This window comes from Bacterioplanoides sp., from assembly GCF_965219715.1.
Lineage (GTDB): Bacteria > Pseudomonadota > Gammaproteobacteria > Pseudomonadales > Oceanobacteraceae > Bacterioplanoides.
The window spans coordinates 844251-865088 of record NZ_OZ244785.1; the positions used below are offsets into that span (position 1 = coordinate 844251).

A 20838-nucleotide genomic window follows, 5' to 3' on the forward strand; every position below is an offset into this window, starting at 1 on the left:
TCAACTCTACCACGTCGATTTAGGACGAATAATGACTGACAACCGTGTTGAAGACCTCAATATTGGCTCGATCACTCAGCTGGTAACTCCGGATCAGCTGAAAACTGAAATGCCAATCACAGAACAAGCTGTAGCCAGCGTACAGAAAGGACGCCAGACCGTCCGCGATATTCTTGATCGCAAAGACCACCGTATTTTCCTGGTGGTTGGCCCTTGCTCCATTCACGACGTAGATGCAGCCAAAGATTATGCCGAGCGTCTGCGTGACCTGGCAGAAAAAGTATCTGACACCCTGTATCTGGTGATGCGTGTTTATTTCGAAAAGCCGCGTACCACCGTCGGCTGGAAAGGTCTGATTAACGACCCATTTATGAATGACACCTTCAAAATCCAGGAAGGCCTTCATATCTCCCGCCAGCTGTTAATTGACCTGGCCGAAATGGGCTTGCCACTGTCAACCGAAGCACTGGATCCAATTTCACCTCAGTACCTGCAGGACCTGATTACCTGGTCTGCTATCGGCGCACGTACAACTGAGTCACAAACGCACCGTGAAATGGCTTCTGGTCTGTCCTCTGCAGTTGGCTTCAAAAATGGTACCGATGGTAGCCTGACGGTTGCGACCAATGCACTGATGTCGGTAGCTAACCCTCACCGCTTCCTGGGTATTAACCAAAGCGGCGCGGTATCTATCGTAGAAACCAACGGTAACCAATACGGCCATGTAGTATTGCGTGGCGGTGGCGGTAAGCCAAACTACGATTCCGTTAGTGTATCCATTGCTGAACAAGCGCTGGAAAAAGCGGATCTGCCGAAGAACATCATGGTCGACTGCAGCCATGAGAACTCCAGCAAAAAGCCGGAGCTTCAGCCACTGGTTATGGATAACGTGACTAACCAGATTCTTGAAGGCAACAATTCCATCGTTGGCTTGATGATCGAATCCAATATCAAACATGGCCGCCAGAACATCCCAGCAAACCTGGATGATCTGGAATATGGCTTATCGGTTACCGACGGCTGCATCAGCTGGGACGAAACGGAAGAAGCCATCATGAAAATGCACGATAAGCTGAAAGACGTTTTACCAAAACGTAATGCTTAATCTGCAGCAATAAAAAATCCCATCCGTGTAATCACGGATGGGATTTTTTATTTTCGGCGAATAATCAGGAACCCACTATTCAGCAGGTTCTTCATCCCAATCATCACCCCAGTCGTCTTCTTCGTCATCAAAATCATCGAAGTCTTCAAATTCATCTTCCACTACGCCATCTTTCAACAGATATTCACGACGCTGCAAATAGAAACTGCGAATAAATGTATAACGATCACCACTGATCAACCCTTCTGAAGCGATAAGATCAGCTCGCCCATCAATATTATTCAGCACAAACAAACCAGATTGCTGAGCAAAATTCTGCCCCGCATTGGTGTAGGACAAGCCGGAAACATAATCGAGCCCACGGCCACTGGCATCGCGTACGGTACTTGGACCAAGCACAGGCAACATCAAGTATGGACCAGTACCCACTCCCCAATATCCCAGGGTCTGTCCAAAGTCTTCGTCATGTTTCTCAAGTCCGATGTGCGATGCGACATCGAAGAAGCCGAAAAAACCAACCGTAGTATTAATCAGAAAACGTGCCGTATCCGAAGCCGCCTGAGCAAATTTCAACTGACCCAGATCGTTTACGATAACCAGTACGTCACCGAGATTGGAGAAAAAGGCGCTGACAGACTGATCTACAGGCTCTGGAGTGATGTACTGATAGCCCTCGGCAACTGGCTTGGCAATGTATTTATCAAGGGTCTCATTAAACGCAAAAACCTTTCGGTTAAAGCCTTCCCATGGATCTGGATTCTGCTCTTCTGAAAAAGAAGTTGCCGACAACATGGTTGCCATCAACATCATTGTTAAACGCACGATTGCTAAGCGCATTGGGCGACCTGCCTTTTCCTTAATTTTGCAGTATTAAAGCAGCATAATCCGCATAAAAAAAGGCGCCTTAGCGCCTTTTTAAAATTTCATTCCAGCAAACGTTCGATCAGTCTTCCGGACGGAATTTTGCTTTGATCCAGTGATCAACACTGAGATATTTGCCTGCGCCGTTAAAGAACAGTACCAACAGCATCACCAGATAAGTTACCGCAAATTCAATACCGTTGTTCAGAATCACGAAGCCGCCTTTAGCCGTAATCCAGTCGTAATTGCTGTTTTCCCGCAGAATGTCTTTCGCACGATTTAAGCGGTCGGCGACTTCAGGGTCTGTACTCTGGGCAATTGCATACCAGCCGTGATCCCAATGCACTGCAAAGATTGCAACAATCATGGTAACCATCAGGGGAATGGTGATGTAACGCGTGGCAAAACCAATCAACAGAAATACTGCGCCGAGAATTTCCGTCCAGGTCGCGAGAAAAGCCAGCAGTTCAGGGGCTGGCAATCCAAGTCCCCAATCCGGGTTACCAAACCAGGCTACCGTGCTGTCAAAGCCCGCTAATTTATTGGTGCCAGCCATCCAGAAAGGAAAGAACAGGTAAATACGTAAAGCCAGCGGGCCGACGAAATCAATAGACTTAGCCACATCAAGCTGGTCGTGAACCCAATGGGCCAGCGATTGAATACTCATGAATTGCGCTCCAGAAACAGTTTTTAATATCAAGCAACTAAGCGGCACGACCGCCAAGGATTAACCCTTGCTGACGCCATTCTTCGAGAATAGACAATCCCCCCTGAACTGCCACCTCCGACAGCTCCATGCCGCTTTCTTGCAATAACTGTTCGACTGCCTGAAGGCCAGTGAGTTCCTCAGATTTCAGCTTAATCAGCAAATGAATGGTCATTAAGTTAGTTTCGATAAAACGCACATGATCTTGGCGATCACGAAATACAATTAATGCCGTCTGCTGTGGCTCGGGGTTGGTATTGACACCACTGATACGATGCACCGGATATTGATACACGAAGCCCTGCGCTGCAGCGGCAAACAGTGGAATCGCAGAAGCCAGATCGGCGTTTGCATCGATCTCAGCGCTAATTTCGTCATCGCTGACGTCGATTGCCAATTCAAGCCACTCATAATGAGCTAACTCATAAAAGTAATCCGGGTCACCCGGCTGAGCCTGAAACTCCTGCTCCAGATAATTTAAGAATTCCTGCGGAATCTCAAGAAAATAAGGGGTTTGGCAATGATGACTTTCGAAAAAGTCGCGGGCAATTTCAGTCCAGCGCTTGGCACCAATGATTTCTGCACACACCGGAAATGTTCCGTCGAGAAAGCCACTGACATTGTTAAAAAACAGATCGTTGTAGACTTTCATTCGCCGGGGATCGACATCATCCGGAATGGGATGTTTATGAGGTGCACGAATATGCGCGGCAAATTCGTGCTGAGTCTGAATATGTTTTTGGGATAGTGGTTCGGCCTGAGCCATATTAACCAACCTGAATTGAATTTGGATTGTACTGGTGTTGCAGCGAACGAATCTGATCAACCTCAGCAACCAATTCCTCTATTGGAGGGAAATTAAAATCGCGCTCCAGCAACGTTGGTATAACGCCGTGAATTTTGTAAGTTTCAGCCAGCATATCCCAAACGATATCTTTCACTTCCATACCGTGAGTATCAACCAGCAAATCATCGGCTTCGTCAAAATGACCAGCAACGTGAAGATATTTAATACGTTCGGTGGGCATCGCTTTAATAAATGCCATGGCATCACTGTCATGATTGATGCTGTTAACGTAAACGTTGTTCACATCGAGCAACATGTCACAATCCGCAGTTTCTATAACCGCTCTGACAAATTCAGCTTCTTCCATTTCTTTACCGGGCTCTGCGTATGCCGAGACATTTTCAATAATCAGGCGCTGCCCGATGATGTCCTGCACTCGCTGGATACGCTCAGCAACGTATTTGACCGCCTGATCGGTAAATGGGATCGGCATCAGATCGTACATGTGACCCTGATCGCTGCAATAGCTCAGATGTTCGCTGTACGCTTTAATACCGTGTTCATCCATGAATTGTTTTACCTGGCGAACAAAATCTTCATCAAGTGGAGCCGGACTGCCAATAGACAGGGAAAGCCCGTGGCAAATAAAGTCGTATTTTTCGGTAAAAGAACGAAATGATTTACCGAGACGACCACCCACGCCAATCCAGTTTTCTGGCGCAATTTCCATAAAATCGATTTTGTGCTCAGGCACATCTGCCAACGAGCTCATCAGAGCTCGTCGCAGACCTAACCCGGCACCTTGGACGGGATATTTCATAAGCGCTTAGTGGCTACCGCCACATTTGCCTTCGCCGCATTTGCCTTCAGAAGAAGACTTGCTGCTGCCGCCGCACTTACCTTCACCACACTTACCTTCTGAAGAAGACTTGCTGCTACCGCCACACTTGCCTTCACCGCACTTACCTTCAGAAGAAGACTTGCTGCTACCGCCACACTTGCCTTCGGACGAAGACTTGCTGCTACCGCCACACTTGCCTTCACCGCACTTACCTTCAGAAGAAGACTTACCATGACCACCGCCACATTTGCCTTCACCACACTTACCTTCGCTGTGGTTGCCAGCCAGCTTGTAGCCGCCCTGCAGCTCAGCAGATGCGAACGGGTTTTCAGCGGCATTTGCCAGAGGTGCCTGAGACATTGCAGTTACGAATGCAGTACCCAGAACAGCTGCTACAGGTTTGATTGTCTTAGCCATAATCGTTTCCTACTCTTTTAGTCGAGGTTTTAATAATAGTCCGCTTATCGGATGCAGTATCCCGAAGTTGATAAGCTCGGTTACCTTGCATGCTTATTAGTTACCGGAAACGTCTGACAGTTCAATATTTTTTTCTGCCTGTTGGACTTTTATCGAACAACAACCAGAGGAACGCCTGAAATCCCATCCAGACAATCAGATTTTTGCGATCTCCTGCCAACGTTTCTGCAGCCGCTTCAGCGACACTGGCTCTTTGGTACCCAATGGTTGAGCAAAAAGCGATACACGCCATTCTTCTAACAGCCAGCCAAATTCATCCAGCTCAGAGCCTTCCGTAACCTGAGTCTTATCCGCCACCTCACGATAAGGCTTATATAAGCTTTCAAACTCAATCATAGATTGGCGATCTCGCGGCAGGTTCCCTTGTAGCTTCTCGATTCGATAATCCATCGCTTTCAGGTAGCGACTGAAACTTTGCAGGTGTGACCATGTGGTTCGCTGCATAAAGCCTTTGGCCAGCAAGCGCTCCAGATGGGCTTTCACGTCGGAATAGGCCATCGCCCGATCCAGACTGACCACGCCACCCATGGCTTTGAGAATCTTATGTCGCAAAGTAATCCAGTCAATAAACTGCTCTAACAACTTATTGCCATGATCGAACAGTTCAGAACGGCGTTCGGTTCTTTGCTTAAACTCTTGCTCCAGATACGGCAAATCGCCGTCCAGAGGCACAAATATCTGAATAAAAGCGGCCTGAATCAGATCCTGAGTGATCTCAGCTTCAGAGCCCAGGCCTTTGCAGTACAGCCATTTACCCTTCATCTGCTTCTGAATATGGGATTTCAGCGCCCGCTCCTGATCCGGTAGCTGGCGACGCATCAACTGGCAAACCCCCATTCGATGCTGGCGACCGGCCTCAAACTCGTCGGCTTCCACCGTCAGCTGAATATCCGACTTTTCAGAGTTTTCCTTGGTTGGTTTCAGGCACGGGAAAGCACGCACCGGCAGACCGTTGACTTCGGTTTGTGTGCTCTGAGGTAAATCGCCGAAGTCCCAGCCATTGACCTGATCTCGCTGGAAACCCGAATGACTGAGGTCCTGAATCTGAGCCTGGGAAGCATCAGCGTACTGCTCTTTTAATGCCGTTAAATCCCGGCTTTGCGCCAACAGTTTACGATCCGCCATTACCCGAATATTCATCCGCAGATGATCCGGCAGCTCGATCTCCCGTAGCTGTTGCATCTCAATCTGTTCCGGGCGCAGATCGTAATTGAGGTAGTTCAGTAACTGGCTATACAAGCCACCATTCGCCGGGCTGCATTTATTCAGAAATGCCTGGGCGGTGTTCGGCACCGGTACAAACTGCTTACGAATGGCTTTCGGCAAGCCTTTGATCAGAGAAACCACCTTGTCTTCGATAAAGCCCGGAACCAGCCATTCGGTTTGTTCAGCTGGCACCTGCTGCAACATGGCTACCGGCACACTTAACGACACGCCATCGTCTTTGGTGCCGGGGGCAAAGCTGTAGCTCAACGGAAACGCCATGCCCTGCCAGTCCAGCTCCGTTGGGTAATCTTGTGCGCCAACGCCCGCGGCTTCCGGGCTTAACAGGAAGTCACGACTGAAATACATGGCCTGCTTTTCTGCAGCCTTGGCTTTTTCGAACCAGCGCTCCAGGTGTTTGGTAGTAACGATATGTTCCGGCAGCGCTTTGTTATAGAACTCCGCCAGATAGGCGTCATCAATGACCAGGTCCCGACGGCGGGATTTTTCTTCGTATTCAGTCACCTCTTCCAGCAGTTTGAGGTTCTTCTTGTAGAAATCCGCTTTGGTACGAATCTTCTGCTCAACCAAACCTTCCTGAATCAGAATTTCACGCGCTTCTTTCGGATGCGTATTGGCATAGTTCACCCGTTTTTTCGGATTAATAATCAGGCCATACAAGGTGCTTTGCTCAAACGCGACCACCTGGCCTCGCTGGCCCTGCCAGTGAGGCTCGAAGTACTGGTATTTCAGTAACGGCTTGCCAATTTCTTCAATCCACTGGGGTTCGATTTTCGCTACGGTTCTGGCGAACAGCTTGGAGGTTTCGACCAGCTCCGCTGCCATCATCCATTTCGGCTTTTTCTTGTATTGACTGGAGGCCGGGAAGATCCATAACTTACGGTTACGGGCACCGAGATATTCCATGTTTTCGGATTTGAAACCGATCTGGCTTAACATACCGGACAGCAACGACTTATGAACGGCTTCGTAATCGGCCGCTTTATCTTTCTCCTCCAGACCCAGCTCTTTACAAAGAATATGAAGCTGGCGGTGAGTATCACGCCACTCACGCATACGCATAAAATTCAGGAAATATTTCGCGCACCACTTGCGCAGCTGATTCTGAGACAACTCTTGGCGTTGCTCTTCAAAACCATTCCAGAGGTTTAACAAACTGGTGAAATCCGAGTCTTCATCCTTCCAGGTACGGTGTTTCTCATCCGCCTGCTGTTGTTTCTCCGGTGGACGCTCTCTAGGGTCCTGAACAGTCAGTGCTGCAGCAATAATCAGCACTTCTTTTAAGGCATGCTGTTTTTGTGCTTCCAGCATCATACGGCCGATACGCGGATCTACCGGCAGACGAGCCATCTGGCGACCCAGTTCGGTCAGATGCTGTTTGTCGTTAACGGCTTCCAGTTCCAGAAGCAGATTAAAACCATCTTTTACAAAGCGCTCATCCGGTGCATCAACAAACGGGAAGTCCTGCAAACGCCCCAGTTTCAGATGCAACATCTGCAATACAACCGCCGCCAAGTTCGTACGGCGAATTTCCGGGTCGGTAAATTCCGGACGCCCCTGGAAGTCAGATTCTTCGTACAAACGAATACATACACCCGGCGCAACCCGACCACAACGACCGGCACGCTGATTAGCGCTGGCCTGGGATATCGCCTCAGTCGGCAGTCGCTGAACCTTACTGCGGTAGCTGTAACGGCTGATACGGGCAACACCCGAATCCACCACATAACGGATACCCGGCACCGTTAACGAGGTTTCCGCCACGTTAGTCGCCAGCACCACCCGGCGTCCGCCGTGAGGTTTAAAAATCTTCTGCTGATCGCCAGCACTTAAGCGCGCATATAACGGCAAAATATCCGTCGCAGGTAACTGCGCACGACGTAAAAATTCGGCACATTCACGGATTTCCCGCTCACCCGGTAAAAACACCAGCACATCACCAGGCTGGCCTTTGGCTTTGTCTTCGGCACGCAGCTCAGCTAACGCATCGGCAATACCTTCAAACAGTGAGCGGTCTTCACCCTCCTCGTCTTCTCTTACCAGGGGGCGATAGCGGGTTTCAACCGGGAAAGTACGACCGGAGACTTCAATAACCGGGGCAGGCTTGCCGTTTTCGTCGGCAAAATGTTTGGCAAAGCGATCAACGTCGATGGTGGCCGAGGTGATAATAACTTTCAGGTCTGGACGTTTTGGCAATAGCTGCTTCAGATACCCCATCAGAAAGTCGATATTCAGACTGCGCTCGTGGGCTTCGTCGATGATGATGACATCGTATTCATTCAGAAACTTATCGTGCTGAGTTTGCGCCAACAGGATACCGTCGGTCATCAGCTTGATGCGGGTCTGATCGTTACTCTGATCGGTAAAACGTACCTGGAAACCGACCTGATTTCCGAGCTGGCATTGCAGCTCTTCGGCAATACGACCGGCCACGGCACGAGCCGCCAGCCGACGTGGCTGGGTATGGGCAATGCGGCCGAATATTCCAAACCCAGCTTCCAGACATACCTTTGGCAACTGAGTGGTTTTACCGGAGCCGGTTTCACCGGCGACCACAACGACCTGATTTTCTTTAACCGCTTTGAGGATTTCGTCTTTGCGCTCAGAAACCGGCAAATCGGGATAATTGATCGCCAGCTGCTGGGAACGTAGCTTCACCAGCTCCTGACTTTTCTGAATCCGGGTTAGCAGCTTCTCCAGCACCTTGTCGAACGGCTTACTCTCTTCGACCAGCGTTTTAATCTGGCGCACACTGCGCCGCAGCGGGAACCTGTCTTTAATCAGACAGTGATCAATCGCCTGATATAAGGCTTTAATATCGGTGCTGGGACTGGATGCCTGATCAGGCTGATTGCTGGACAATGCTGACTCGCTTTCTGATTACGCTGTACAGTCTGAAACAACAGATAATTTGCAGCCGCCGGATCGTACAGCACGCCCCTGTGCTGGCGATCCTAACGCGACATCCTGTCGCTGCTTTGCAAACTACCCGTTATTCCAGACTTAAAAAATCCAATAAAAAACGCCCGGCCGGTTTCCCGGGCGGGCGTATTCTAACAACTTTATGAGCCAATGTTTAAACCGTTAGCGAGGCAGCCAGGGCTAGACAAAAATCCGGAGAAAGCGCAGTGTATTCAACATACATGAGCATTTTGATCGGATTTTTAACACCGCCCTGGCAACGTAGGTAGGTTTAGTGCTTAGCCAATTCTTCGTCACGCAGCTCGCGACGCAATATCTTACCAACGTTGGTTTTAGGCAGCTCGTCACGGAATTCAATATGACGCGGCACTTTATAAGCGGTTAAACGCTCACGACACCAGTTGATCACATCCGACGCGGTCAGGTTCTCGTTGCTGGATACCAGGAACACTTTTACAGCTTCAGAGCTCTTCGGATCAGGGATACCAATCGCTGCCGCTTCAACCACATCCGGGTGAGCCACAACCACGTCTTCCACCTCATTCGGGTACACGTTAAAGCCAGATACGATGATCATATCTTTCTTACGGTCAACGATCTTCATGTAACCGTCTTCCTGAATCACTGCAACGTCACCGGTTTTCAGCCAGCCATCTTCGTCGATGGTTTCCGCCGTAGCTTCCGGACGTTGCCAGTAACCTTTCATCACCTGTGGGCCTTTCACACACAGCTCACCCGGGTTACCAATACCCTGATCGTTACCGTCTTCGTCGATAACCTTACAAACCGTGCCAGATACAGGCATACCAATCGTACCCAGCTGGATATGGCCCGGCGGGTTAAAGGATACAACCGGTGAAGTTTCAGTCATGCCGAAACCTTCTGCGATATCGCAACTAGTTACTTTCTTCCACTGGTCAGCAGCGTCTTTGGTCAGTGCCATACCACCGGAAATGGTAAGTTTCAGACCGGAGAAATCCAGGTCACAGAAATCTTTCTGGCCACACAAGGCAACAAACAAGGTATTCAGGCCAACAAACGCGCTGAACTTGGTGCCTTGCAGGGTTTTGATAAAGCCAGGGATATCACGCGGATTCGGAATTAATACCGAGTGGTTACCGGTTTCCAGCATTACCATGCAGTGAACGGTAAAGGCGTAAATGTGGTACAGCGGCAGTGGAGCGATGGCGGTTTCTTTACCTTCGTCCAGTACCATATTAAACAGGCCGTGGCATTGCATCATGTTGGCCATCAGGTTGCGGTGAGTCAGCATCGCACCTTTAGCCACACCGGTAGTACCACCCGTGTATTGCAGAACCGCGACGTCGTTGCGATCCACTTTAACCGGAGTGAAGCGCTGACCTTCACCTTTTGCCAGTGCACTGCGCAGTGACACAGCACCAGCAATGTTAAATGCCGGCACTTCTTTTTTAACGTGCTTCAGTACGGTGTTGATCAGAGTACGTTTTACCAGACCGTGCATATCACCCACCTGGGTAACAATCACGTGCTTAATGCCAGTATTTGGTAATACGGTTTCTGCTTTAGACGCCATATTCGCCAGTACAACCAGCGCTTTTGCACCGGAGTCATTAAACTGGTGCTCCATTTCGCGCTCGGTGTACAGCGGGTTGGTGTTAACCACAACCATACCGGCACGCATAGCACCAAATACCACAATCGGGTATTGCAGAACGTTAGGCAGTTGAACAGCAATACGGTCACCCGCTTCCAGCGAGGTGTGGTTTTGCAGGTAAGAGGCAAAGGCCGCACTTTTCTCGTTCAGCTCTGCGTAAGTCAGAGTCTGACCCAGACAGCTGAACGCCGGGCGATCGGCAAATTTGGCAACAAAACCATTAAAAATTTCTACAACCGACTCGTGCTTATCCGCATCCACTGACTTCGGATAGTCTTCCGGATATTTTTCCTGGAAGAATTGCTCGTTCATACGACCTCCTGACACAATATTGTTATCTCTGCTGGACATTAATTAACCAGCAGTTGCGTTTATCGTTTTGTTATTTCCGGCTAACCATCAATAAAATATAAAATCAATGGCCTGTTAGACTTTAGTGCCGGATAATTAGGTGGCCGCGAGTTTAGCGCTTTTGCTCTAATCCAGCAAAAAACCGCCGAATGTATTTACAAATTGCTACATAAAGACCAGCCTATAGCCTTTAAAGAATTCCAAAAAAGCATTTTCACCATGAATCAAGTCGCAGAAGCACAACAACCCATTAAACAAACTGTCGATATTTCAACCAAAGACAACCAGATCTTCACCGCTCACATCTGGCGCCAGCAACAACCCAAAGCCACGATTCATATTGTCCATGGCATGGCAGAACACTGTCAGCGCTATGCACCCCTGGCGGAGTTTCTCCACGCGCAGGGGTTTCAGGTATTCACCCATAATCATCGGGGCCACGGTGAGCGTGCGCCTCAGGGTCATTACGCCGATAACGATGGCTGGGAATTGGTTATCGACGATATGTTACAAGCACAAAATACCTTGTGTGGTAACGAACCGGTTATTTTGTTTGGCCATTCCATGGGCTCTTTTATTTCCCAGGGATTTGCCATTCGTTATGGTGAAAAACTCAGTGGTCTGATTTTATCCGGCTCAAACTATCAGAATCCGGCTCTGTATCACGCCGGTCAGATTGTTGCCAAAGGCTTAAAAGTATTTCAGGGCGGACGTACTCAATCGAACGTGATGGATAAAGTATCCTTCGCTTCGTTTAATAACCAGTTCAAGCCTGCCCGGACCGATTTTGATTGGCTGTCCCGTAACGAACAACAGGTCGATAAATACGTCAACGATGCTGCCTGTGGTCATACCTGTTCTTTGCAGTTATGGATTGACCTGTTTGATGGTCTGATCGAAATCAGCAACAAAAATAATCTGTCCAAGATACCGCAAAGCCTGCCAATCTATTTGTTTGCTGGCGACCAGGACCCGGTTGGCCAGAAAGGCAAAGGCGTAAAAGCACTGGAGCAAGTGCTTTTACAAACCGGTCATAAAACTGTCAGTTGCAAGCTGTACGTTAATGGCCGTCATGAAATGTTGAACGAGATCAACGCCGACGAAGTTTATCAGGACATACTGAACTGGATTCAGACCATTTAAAGAAACAAGGAAATCACATGGAACGCATTACCAATCGTACTTTTGAAGAAATTCAGCTGGGAGACAGCTGCCAGCGCAAGCACACGGTTGAAGAAAAAGATCTGATTTTATTTGCCGCAGTATCCGGAGACCACAACCCGGTTCATCTGGATGCTGAATACGCGGCCACCACTCCGTTTAAAGGTCAGATTGCCCACGGCATGTTTACCGGCGCACTTATTTCAGCGGCGTTAGCGATGGATTTACCAGGGCCCGGCACAGTTTATCTGGGTCAGAACCTGTCTTTCCGCAAGCCAGTTATGATTGGTGATGAATTAACCGTTGAATTAAAAGTAACGGCCAAGCACGAGTCTAAACCGATTGTGACACTGGAATGCACCGTCAGCAATCAGACCGGAAAAGCCGTAGCCGTTGGTGAGGCAACTGTTATGGCTCCGACAGAAAAAATTACCGTCGAAGCTCCGGAGTTGCCTGCCATTTCTCTCGGTTAAGCTCTCCTTTTAGCTAAGCTCTTCTCTGGGCTAGGCGTTCTCAGCCAACCACCAGTTTGAGCATAAGCACGGACGAGCTCTATCTCGTCCGTGCTTTATTTTTTCCGCTTTATTTTATTCTTAGCTTTATTGCGCAATTGATCGCGTTCAATTTCAGCCAGATTCTGCTGATAAAATTCACTCAGGTAATCGTATAATTTTGGATGTTTGTTTTTCAGCATCAAGGGGCGCTCGAAGAAGTATTCCGAAGCTACCGCAAAAAATTCCTGATTATTCGTAGCGCCATAATCATTAATATTACTTTTGCGCTTTTCAATTTCCGATATTTTACAACGCACTAATTCAAACCACTGGTGCGAACACTGCCCTGAGTTAACAGCTTCAGGAAAACCATCACATTTGCCATCCGCCATATCGAGAATATGGACAAATTCGTGAACACCAACATTGTGTTTATCTTTGTCGTTACTGAAGCCATAAATCAGATCCGGCTTACTCAGCGCCATTTTTCCAGCCATCGCACCACTGCCCACCATACCAGAAATGGTTGAGTCACTCTGACCGCAAACAAAGTCGCGATTAAAACATCCCGGAAACAGCACAACCGCTTTAACACTTAAATACGGCCAGTCAGCAAAGCCCCAAACAGGTATAACCGCACTGGCTGCAACCAGCAGTCGGTCTTCGTCAGTTACCTCAACCTCGCCACTGACTTCAATCCGCGTGGTTTGCAAAAAGGCGAAACAATTCTGTTCAAACTGCTGTTTTTGTGGATGACTGAGTTGGCGATAAAATTCCACTTTTTCTTCCAGTATCTGACTCCATGCATCCTGCCAGAAAAAGTCCGAATCGTTTTTATCAAACAGCCAACGTTGAACGGCTTGCCAGAATCTGAGCATTTTCTTCCCTGTATTAAATTAATTAAAACTAACCGGCCATAAAAAAAACCGCTGTCAGTGTAACACCAACAGCGGCTTGATATTGAGCAAAGCCGTCTTACAGCGCGGTTTTAGGCAGGCGCTCTAACGCGGCATCAATTTCAGATTGAGGATACTCATAATCCTCCAGCTCTTTATTGAGGTATTTATCGTATGACACCATATCAAAATGGCCATGCCCGGACAGGTTAAAGAACAGTGTTTTTTCTTCACCGGATTCCTTACAACGCAGCGCTTCATCGATACAGGCACGAATGGCGTGATTTGATTCCGGCGCAGGAATAATACCTTCGGCACGGGCAAACTGAACACCGGCATCAAACGTCGCTACCTGAGGAACCGCAACCGCTTCAATCAGTTTTTCGTGATACATCTGAGAAACCAGTGAAGAGGCACCGTGATAACGCAGACCACCGGCATGAATACCCGGAGGCATAAAGTCGTGACCCAGCGTATATTGCAGCGTCATCGGCGTATGACCAACCGTATCGCCAAAGTCATACGCATAATGGCCTTTGGTCAGACTTGGACAGGACGTTGGCTCAACCGCAACCAAGCGCGTTTGTTTACCACCCGCGGCTTCCTCTGCGAAGAACGGAAATGCAACGCCGCCAAAGTTAGATCCACCGCCACACGGAGCAAAAATCATATCCGGTGAATCACCAACCATGGCAAATTGCTTCTGAGCTTCCAGGCCAATAATGGTCTGGTGCAACAACACGTGATTTAACACCGAGCCCAGGCTGTATTTGGTATCTTCACGGCTAACGGCTTCTTCCACCGCTTCGGAAATGGCAATACCCAGGGAGCCCTGGTTGTTTGGATCCTGAGCCAGAATGTTACGCCCGGTTTCCGTCATATCCGTTGGGCTGGCTAACACTTCGCCACCCCAGGTCTGCATCATAGAACGACGGAATGGCTTCTGCTGAAAGCTCACTTTCACCATATAAACGCGCACATCAATGCCAAACATCTGGCCTGCCAGAGACAAAGATGAGCCCCACTGCCCCGCACCGGTTTCCGTCGTTAAACGGTTAATGCCAGCAACCTTGTTGTAATACGCTTGTGGAATCGCAGAATTCAGCTTGTGCGAACCGGCCGGGCTGATGCCCTCGTATTTGTAATAAATTTTAGCCGGAGTACCTAACGCCTCTTCCAGACGATGCGCACGGAACATCGGTGTTGGACGCCACTGCTGGTAAATTTCGCGCACCGGATCCGGGATATCGATCCAGCGCTGGTCAGACACTTCCTGCTCAATGATGTTGTCAGCAAAAATGGCGGACATCGCCGATGGATCCATTGGCTTGCCATCCGGACCTAATGGTGGCGCTGGTGGGTTTTTCAGATCGGCGGCCACGTTGTACCACTGCTTTGGCATTTCTGTTTCAGGCAGCAGGATTTTGGTCTGCTTCATAAGTCCTTGTTCCCATTATTTTTCTAAGGTTATAAGGGCAGAACTTTATGATATATAAAAGCCAATCTCAACCGAGTTACTGAGGGAATACAAAATAGTCGACATTCAGATGAATGATTGTAGTTCATGACTATCCGGTCTAAGCTGGCGAAAAAGACATGATCGTTGTTTCTCATGACTCGTTTACTGATTTTGTTGCTGCTGTTCGCCTCAAGCTTCCATGGCCGAACACAACCAACCGACAACCTGCCATCCCAGCTGACTCTGGCCGCAACCGACTGGTGTCCGTTTTCCTGTTCGCCTTCGGGTTCTCCGCAACGGCCTGGCATCATCAGCGAATACCTGAGCCAGATACTGAAGCAACATAACATCACTCTGAATATTAAATTTCTGCCCTGGTCACGGGCGTTAGTAGAAGCCAACAACGGCACGGTTGATGGTCTGTTGACGGTTGTACCTGAGGAAACCGGCCATCTGCTGATGCCAAAAACAGCCACAGCGAATTACACCGATTGTTTTTTTGTGCGCCCGGATGAGAACTGGCGCTATCGTGATAGCGCCTCTCTGAAGCAGGTAAAAATTGCCTATGTTCAGGACTATGGTTACAACGAGCCGCTGCACAGCCATATCCATGATCCCGGGAATGCTGCCCGATTGTTTGAGGTTTCCGGTGCAGATCCGAGCCGTCGCATGGTCCGACTGGTACAGGCCGGACGAGCGGATGCCCTGATTGAAGAACAACTGGTAGCTGCCTGGGCGCAGAAACAAGCCACAAAAAAACTCTACCAACCAACGCAGCTGAAACCTGCTGGCTGCCTGAACAGCAATCCGTTTTATCTGGCCATCTCGCCAGATCTGCCGGCCAGCAAAGCGCTGATTCAACTATTTGATCGCGTGCTGCAACAGCCTGAAAGCCTGAAGCTACTCGAGAAAATCACCCAGTCCTACATTGCCGACTAAACAGCCATAGCGGTAACCATTTCAGGTTGGAGAGAACAATTTAGTACGCACTTTTTGGCGAAACTGTCCCGGTGTTTGCCCTGCTTGTTTCTTAAAAATGCGGGTAAAATAGCCGCCGTCCTGATACCCCACCACGGCGGCTACATCAGCGATATTCAGGTTAGTATCCTGCAATAATTGTCGAGCCTGATCACAACGCAATTGCTGCAGATATTGACCAGGCGAGCAGCCAACCACCTTTTTAAAGCGCCGATCAAACTGGCGTTCACTTAAACCAATCATCTGCGCCAGTCGGGTTAACCCCAATTCTTCCTTAAGATTATGCTGCAGCCAGGTCTGGACCATGGCAATGTCTTCATCACCATGTTGATGACGACCGTCGGCGTAGAACACCTTCTTTTCAAACGGGTTGCGGACTTCCGGAGAAAACTGCTGCTCAACCTGCAGCGCCAGATCACGGCCAAACAACAGACCAATCAAATGCACCATCATATCAGCACCAGAGTTCACACTGGCGGCACAAAAAATCCGGTCGGACTGCGTCAGTAAGTGGTTGGTCTGCAGATTCACTTTGGGGTAATCCCGGGCAAAGTTTTCAAGATAATGCCAGTGGGTGGTGGCTGGCTTACCGTCTAATATTCCCGCTTCGGCCAGTAAGCAAACTCCGGTGCCGACCGCGAATACACTGGCTCCGGCGAGATACTGCTGACGTAACCAGGCGATGGTTGGCTGATATTTTCCCAGTAACGGCTTAGGGTTTCGCCACAGTGCCGGAACAATAATCAGGTCGCTGTTCATCGATGACTGGTTACACTCATCAATGGTTTTTTGCGGCGTCAGTGGGAAGCCACCCAACACCTTCACCGCTCGCTCCTGCTGACCAATAATTTCGACATTGAAGCGCCGCTCTGGTTTGCGCATTAAAGCCAACCGAGCTCTGGCCGCCTCCAGCATTTCCAGGGGTATCGCAGCACTGGACATCAGCATTTGCTCAACTGCCAACAAGGTAACATGGTTGATCATAGTTACGTTTCCCGTAGCGACATAATGACGTCTTTTTTATCCTGTTATTTGTCCATTATCTACTAATAAGAAAACAAAGTCGCTTCCTACAATAACCCCGGTTATTCGTTATCCCTCACACCTTTTCTTACACAACAACGTCAATTGGAAACTGTTTATATGAGCTCTCAGCCTGCACTTGCTTTGATTACCGGCTTTGGTGGAATTAACGCTGCCGGGCGCAGTTCCGGGCATTTGGCCTTTCAGCGAGTGGTGTATGAAGCACTTAGTGAACAGCAAAAGCTCGAAACCCTGAGCTCGTTAAATCAGATTATGGGCCTCGATGGTGAACCATTGGCCAACGAAGAAGCGATCCTGAATGGCACACTGGTGCGTAACTGGGACAATGTGGACTGGGATGCCGATAAGATTCCCTTTCACCAGCCGTTTAACGACGAAAATGGCGAACAGTGCTGGCGCCTGAGTCACAAACGCCTGTCAGTTCAAAGTGCTGGCCAGACCCCCAAAGGATTCGATCCGGCAGCACTCTATCCTTCCCGCCATCACCCCCGTGGCCTGCAGATGACCATCTACGCGGCTTCGGATGCCATTGCTTCGCTGGGCGTGGACTGGGAAACACTGAAACAAGCGGTGCGTCCAGATCAGATTGGTGTATACGCTGGGTCCGCCATGGGTCAGCTCGATCAGGCTGGCCACGGCGGTATGATTCAGGCGAACCTGAAAGGAAAACGCACCAGCTCTAAACAATGTGCGCTTGGCCTGAGCGAAATGCCAGCCGATTTCGTTAACGCTTATGTGCTCGGTAATGTGGGCGCAACCGGCAGCAGTGTTGGTGCCTGTGCGACATTCTTATATAACCTCAAAGCAGCTCTGGACGACTTGTGCTCGGGACGCCGTCGCATTGTGGTGGTTGGTAACGCCGAAGCGCCGCTAACACCCGAAATTGTTGAAGGCTACGCGGCCATGACCGCACTGATCAGCGAACAGAAGTTGCGGGATCTGGACGGTAAAAGCAAAGACGAAGCCCCTGATTATCGTCGTTCCAGCCGACCTTTTGGCCACAACGGTGGTTTCACAATCGCGGAATCCGCCCAGTTTTTTGTCCTGACCGATCAGGATCTGGCACTGAAGCTGGGTCTGAATATTTATGGTTCGGTTGGTGATGTCTACGTCAATGCCGATGGCTTCAAAAAATCCATCTCAAACCCGGGCGTCGGTAATTATCTGACGATGGGAAAAGCCGTGGCAGAAGCGCAGCGCTGGCTCGGTCGAGATGCCGTGCGCCATGGCAGCTATATTCAATCCCACGGCAGCAGCACGCCACAAAACCGGGTGACGGAGTCACATATTTACGCCGAACTGGCGCGTGCTTTTGATATTAATGATTGGAAAATCACCGCAGTTAAGGCCCACCTTGGTCATCCGCTGGCAGCGGCTTCTGCAGATCAACTGACCATGACTTTGGGTGGCTGGGCGCACAATATGATTCCGGGAATAACCACCACCGACAGAATCGCCGAGGATGTCCATCAGTTCGGTCTGAATTTTTTACTGCAACATACTTCCGTCGACAGCAAAGAATTACCGCTGGCGTTTATTAATTCGAAAGGATTTGGCGGTAACAATGCGTCGGCATTTATTATTTCTCCGGATAAAACCCGGGAACTGATTTCTTCCACCATTGAGCAACAAAGCTGGCATCAGTACCTGGATAAAAACGAACAGACCCGTATTAATGTTGAGCAATACAATCAGGATATGAATGCCGGGAAAATAAAACCGATTTATCAATTTGGTGAGCAAGTACTGGAACCGGAAGATCTGACCATCAGCGCGGAAGAAATCCGGATTAAAGGCTGGAATAACAGCGTAATTCTGTAAATAAAAAAACCTTCTTTCAGCTTGTACAAGCCAACTGAAAGAAGGTTTTTATTTATTACGGTGAGATACTTGTTTCTGTTTAATCAGAAATACTTACCCAAACCCACGAAGTATTGCTGTACTAAACCATCATCAACCAGTGGGCTGTCTTGGGCTTCGCTGTCGTACTGGAAATGGCGTAAACCTGCATAAGCACCCCACTCTTCACCAGCACCCCATTCAAAATTATAGGTCGCAATTACTTCTAATTCGGCGGAAAAACCGGCTCCCGGCTTATACACTTTTTGGGTAGCGCTGTTTTTAATTTCGTCGGCATCAATACCAAAATAATAGTCGTTAAATTTCTCAGCCTGATATTGAGCACCAATGGTAGTCAGAATGCGTAACCCGGCAATATCGTCACGACGATAAAACAGCAGTTCTGCTTCCTGGGATTTATGAGCGCCGGAAATATCCTGCAGTAGCGCCGCGCGACCAACCCAACCGGCACCCAGACGTCGCCCGGCCTGAATACCCACTTCTAATGCCGCCTTTCGCTCATCCAGATCGTATTGCGACAGGTCCTTACTGTCATCAATCTGATCCTCAGTTAAACGAGTATGGCTGCGCAGATTGCCAATAACCGACGCGAAATTAGTGCCGTCGCGATAAAAACCATAGCCGAAGCGGTTTGCTTCGATAAACACATCGCCATATCCGCCAAACACCAATAAGGCTGGGCTGACCACAGGATCGACGTCTTTAAATACACTGTCTTTCACCGTAATACCAGCAGACCATAAACCGTGAACCGGATCGCTCACGGTTTGCCAGAGTGATTCTTCCGCAACGACGGAGCCTGAAAATGAGATTGCAGCCAGGGCTGCGAGAGTTGTACGGCGCATATGTTTCTCCCTTAAGTGATGCCTGATTGACCTTATCTGACATCAAAAGTTCCTATATTTCGTGTTCTGCTATCCGGATTTATACAGTGTATGCCATTGTTGGGCCGATGATTGGGCCAACCACGCCGAAATATCACTGACCTTCAGCTCGCCTGCCAATGCCACTGCAACCTTATTTGTCGCCTGTTCGATATCGCCAGTGGTATAACGGCAGTCGGAAGAATATTGTTCGCGGTAACACAAATCATCGGGCACAACGGGAATGGCGCCAGCGCTTGCCGCTTCCAGCATCGATAACCCCTGAAATTCGTGAATTGCACAACTGACAACCACCTGAGAGCGTTGTAACCAATGCTCATACTCCGATCGTGACACCCGTCCATCGACCACAATCTGGTCTGAAAACTCATCACGAATGGCATTTAATGCAGTCGGGGTTTTCTGTGCCCGAGGCCCTAATAAGGCCAGCGTGAAGTTGACTCCCTTTTGTTGGAGTCGCCGCAGTATCGCGTGAAAACCCTCAGGGCGTTTGTCGTATTCCCAGCGATGATTCCAGAGAATCAGGCCTTCTTCTTTTTCAGCTTCAGGCGTCGGAGCAATGGCATTAACCGGCACCGGCAACCAATCACTCTTCTGTCCTAAACGCTGCGCCAGATCATCGGGTTTATGGTCAGGCATTTTTTTCATCAGAGTAGCAACGCCCGAAAGAAAGGACTGTTGGTTATAGTCTGAATTAAAGAAAATACGATCGGCCGCTAACGCGCCATAGAGCTGAACCATTTGCGGATCAAGCGATGAGTGCTGGCCTTCTCCGGCAGGGTAAGCAAACTGATTCTCGTGAAAATAGTAGTCCAGAGGCACGCCTGCCAATGCCGGGAATAAACCGCGAATGGTTGAAATATCAACCATGGATGTTGCGAGTATCTGATCTGGCTGCCACTGCGCCAACAAGTCCGACAGCGGTTGCAGCCATGACAACGGATTGCCGCGAATTCGCCAGCGAAAATAACGCCCGGGTAACTCCAGTACACGCCAGTCAACATCCACTTCCTGTTGTAGCCAGTCACACCAGCTGGCATGGCTGTCGGAGCGATAGGCAGATAACAACAAAACTTTCTTTTTCATTCACTATTAACTTTTATATAAAAGACTTGTCCGGCCAGCGCAGTGCTGTATACCATGGCAATTAAT

The 20838-nt window shown here is 49.2% G+C and carries 17 protein-coding genes; 5 read left to right on the forward strand and 12 right to left on the reverse strand.

Going from position 1 to position 20838, the window contains the following annotated elements:
* The first annotated feature begins 31 nt into the window (after positions 1-31).
* Positions 32-1105, forward strand: a complete 1074-nt coding sequence (locus ACOQOZ_RS04415) for a 3-deoxy-7-phosphoheptulonate synthase (RefSeq protein WP_420591067.1) — start codon at positions 32-34, stop codon at positions 1103-1105.
* A gap of 75 nt (positions 1106-1180) precedes the next feature.
* Here ACOQOZ_RS04415 and ACOQOZ_RS04420 read toward each other — a convergent pair whose 3' ends face one another.
* The 7 genes from ACOQOZ_RS04420 to ACOQOZ_RS04450 form a co-directional block, all read right to left on the reverse strand.
* Positions 1181-1942 (reverse strand): VacJ family lipoprotein, encoded by a 762-nt coding sequence (locus ACOQOZ_RS04420; RefSeq protein WP_420591068.1) that lies wholly within the window; start codon positions 1940-1942, stop codon positions 1181-1183.
* Positions 1943-2048: 106 nt separating this feature from the next.
* A complete protein-coding gene (locus tag ACOQOZ_RS04425; RefSeq protein WP_420591069.1) occupies positions 2049-2633 on the reverse strand; it encodes a DoxX family protein in 585 nt (194 codons plus the stop codon).
* A 37-nt stretch (positions 2634-2670) separates the two neighbouring features.
* Positions 2671-3438: a DNA-binding domain-containing protein gene (locus ACOQOZ_RS04430; protein WP_420591070.1), complete on the reverse strand. Its 768-nt coding sequence runs from the start codon at positions 3436-3438 to the stop codon at positions 2671-2673.
* A gap of 1 nt (position 3439) precedes the next feature.
* The gene (locus tag ACOQOZ_RS04435; RefSeq protein ID WP_420591071.1) at positions 3440-4279 is read right to left on the reverse strand and encodes a DUF692 domain-containing protein; all 840 of its coding nucleotides are present in this window, start codon (positions 4277-4279) and stop codon (positions 3440-3442) included.
* A gap of 6 nt (positions 4280-4285) precedes the next feature.
* The gene (locus tag ACOQOZ_RS04440) at positions 4286-4717 is read right to left on the reverse strand and encodes a hypothetical protein (RefSeq protein ID WP_420591072.1); all 432 of its coding nucleotides are present in this window, start codon (positions 4715-4717) and stop codon (positions 4286-4288) included.
* A gap of 195 nt (positions 4718-4912) precedes the next feature.
* Positions 4913-8863, reverse strand: coding sequence for an ATP-dependent RNA helicase HrpA (gene hrpA / locus ACOQOZ_RS04445; RefSeq protein WP_420591073.1), 3951 nt, complete (start codon positions 8861-8863; stop codon positions 4913-4915).
* A gap of 331 nt (positions 8864-9194) precedes the next feature.
* Positions 9195-10871: an AMP-binding protein gene (locus ACOQOZ_RS04450; protein ID WP_420591074.1), complete on the reverse strand. Its 1677-nt coding sequence runs from the start codon at positions 10869-10871 to the stop codon at positions 9195-9197.
* A gap of 258 nt (positions 10872-11129) precedes the next feature.
* Here ACOQOZ_RS04450 and ACOQOZ_RS04455 point away from each other — a divergent pair, with 258 nt between their 5' ends.
* Together ACOQOZ_RS04455 and ACOQOZ_RS04460 are read left to right on the forward strand one after the other, a co-directional pair.
* Entirely contained in the window at positions 11130-12053 is a 924-nt protein-coding gene (locus ACOQOZ_RS04455; protein WP_420591075.1) for a lysophospholipase, read from the forward strand.
* Positions 12054-12070: 17 nt separating this feature from the next.
* On the forward strand, positions 12071-12544 hold the full coding sequence (locus ACOQOZ_RS04460; protein ID WP_420591076.1) for a MaoC/PaaZ C-terminal domain-containing protein: 474 nt from the start codon (positions 12071-12073) through the stop codon (positions 12542-12544).
* 95 nt (positions 12545-12639) lie between these two features.
* Here ACOQOZ_RS04460 and ACOQOZ_RS04465 read toward each other — a convergent pair whose 3' ends face one another.
* Together ACOQOZ_RS04465 and ACOQOZ_RS04470 are read right to left on the reverse strand one after the other, a co-directional pair.
* Positions 12640-13443 carry a zinc-dependent peptidase gene (locus ACOQOZ_RS04465; protein WP_420591077.1) on the reverse strand — a complete coding sequence of 268 codons (804 nt, stop codon included), beginning with the start codon at positions 13441-13443 and terminating at the stop codon, positions 12640-12642.
* Positions 13444-13540: 97 nt separating this feature from the next.
* The gene (locus tag ACOQOZ_RS04470; protein WP_420591078.1) at positions 13541-14899 is read right to left on the reverse strand and encodes a TrpB-like pyridoxal phosphate-dependent enzyme; all 1359 of its coding nucleotides are present in this window, start codon (positions 14897-14899) and stop codon (positions 13541-13543) included.
* Positions 14900-15073: 174 nt separating this feature from the next.
* Between ACOQOZ_RS04470 and ACOQOZ_RS04475 the strand changes: the two genes are divergently transcribed.
* Positions 15074-15859, forward strand: coding sequence for a substrate-binding periplasmic protein (locus ACOQOZ_RS04475; RefSeq protein ID WP_420591079.1), 786 nt, complete (start codon positions 15074-15076; stop codon positions 15857-15859).
* A 21-nt stretch (positions 15860-15880) separates the two neighbouring features.
* Here the strand turns inward: ACOQOZ_RS04475 and ACOQOZ_RS04480 are convergent, their stop codons facing one another.
* Entirely contained in the window at positions 15881-16882 is a 1002-nt protein-coding gene (locus tag ACOQOZ_RS04480) for a GlxA family transcriptional regulator (protein ID WP_420591080.1), read from the reverse strand.
* A gap of 159 nt (positions 16883-17041) precedes the next feature.
* Between ACOQOZ_RS04480 and ACOQOZ_RS04485 the strand changes: the two genes are divergently transcribed.
* A complete protein-coding gene (locus ACOQOZ_RS04485; protein WP_420591081.1) occupies positions 17042-18763 on the forward strand; it encodes a beta-ketoacyl synthase in 1722 nt (573 codons plus the stop codon).
* Positions 18764-18846: 83 nt separating this feature from the next.
* Here the strand turns inward: ACOQOZ_RS04485 and ACOQOZ_RS04490 are convergent, their stop codons facing one another.
* Positions 18847-19647: a MipA/OmpV family protein gene (locus tag ACOQOZ_RS04490; RefSeq protein ID WP_420591082.1), complete on the reverse strand. Its 801-nt coding sequence runs from the start codon at positions 19645-19647 to the stop codon at positions 18847-18849.
* A gap of 69 nt (positions 19648-19716) precedes the next feature.
* Positions 19717-20772 (reverse strand): tRNA-queuosine alpha-mannosyltransferase domain-containing protein, encoded by a 1056-nt coding sequence (locus ACOQOZ_RS04495; RefSeq protein WP_420591083.1) that lies wholly within the window; start codon positions 20770-20772, stop codon positions 19717-19719.
* Positions 20773-20838 lie beyond the last annotated feature (66 nt).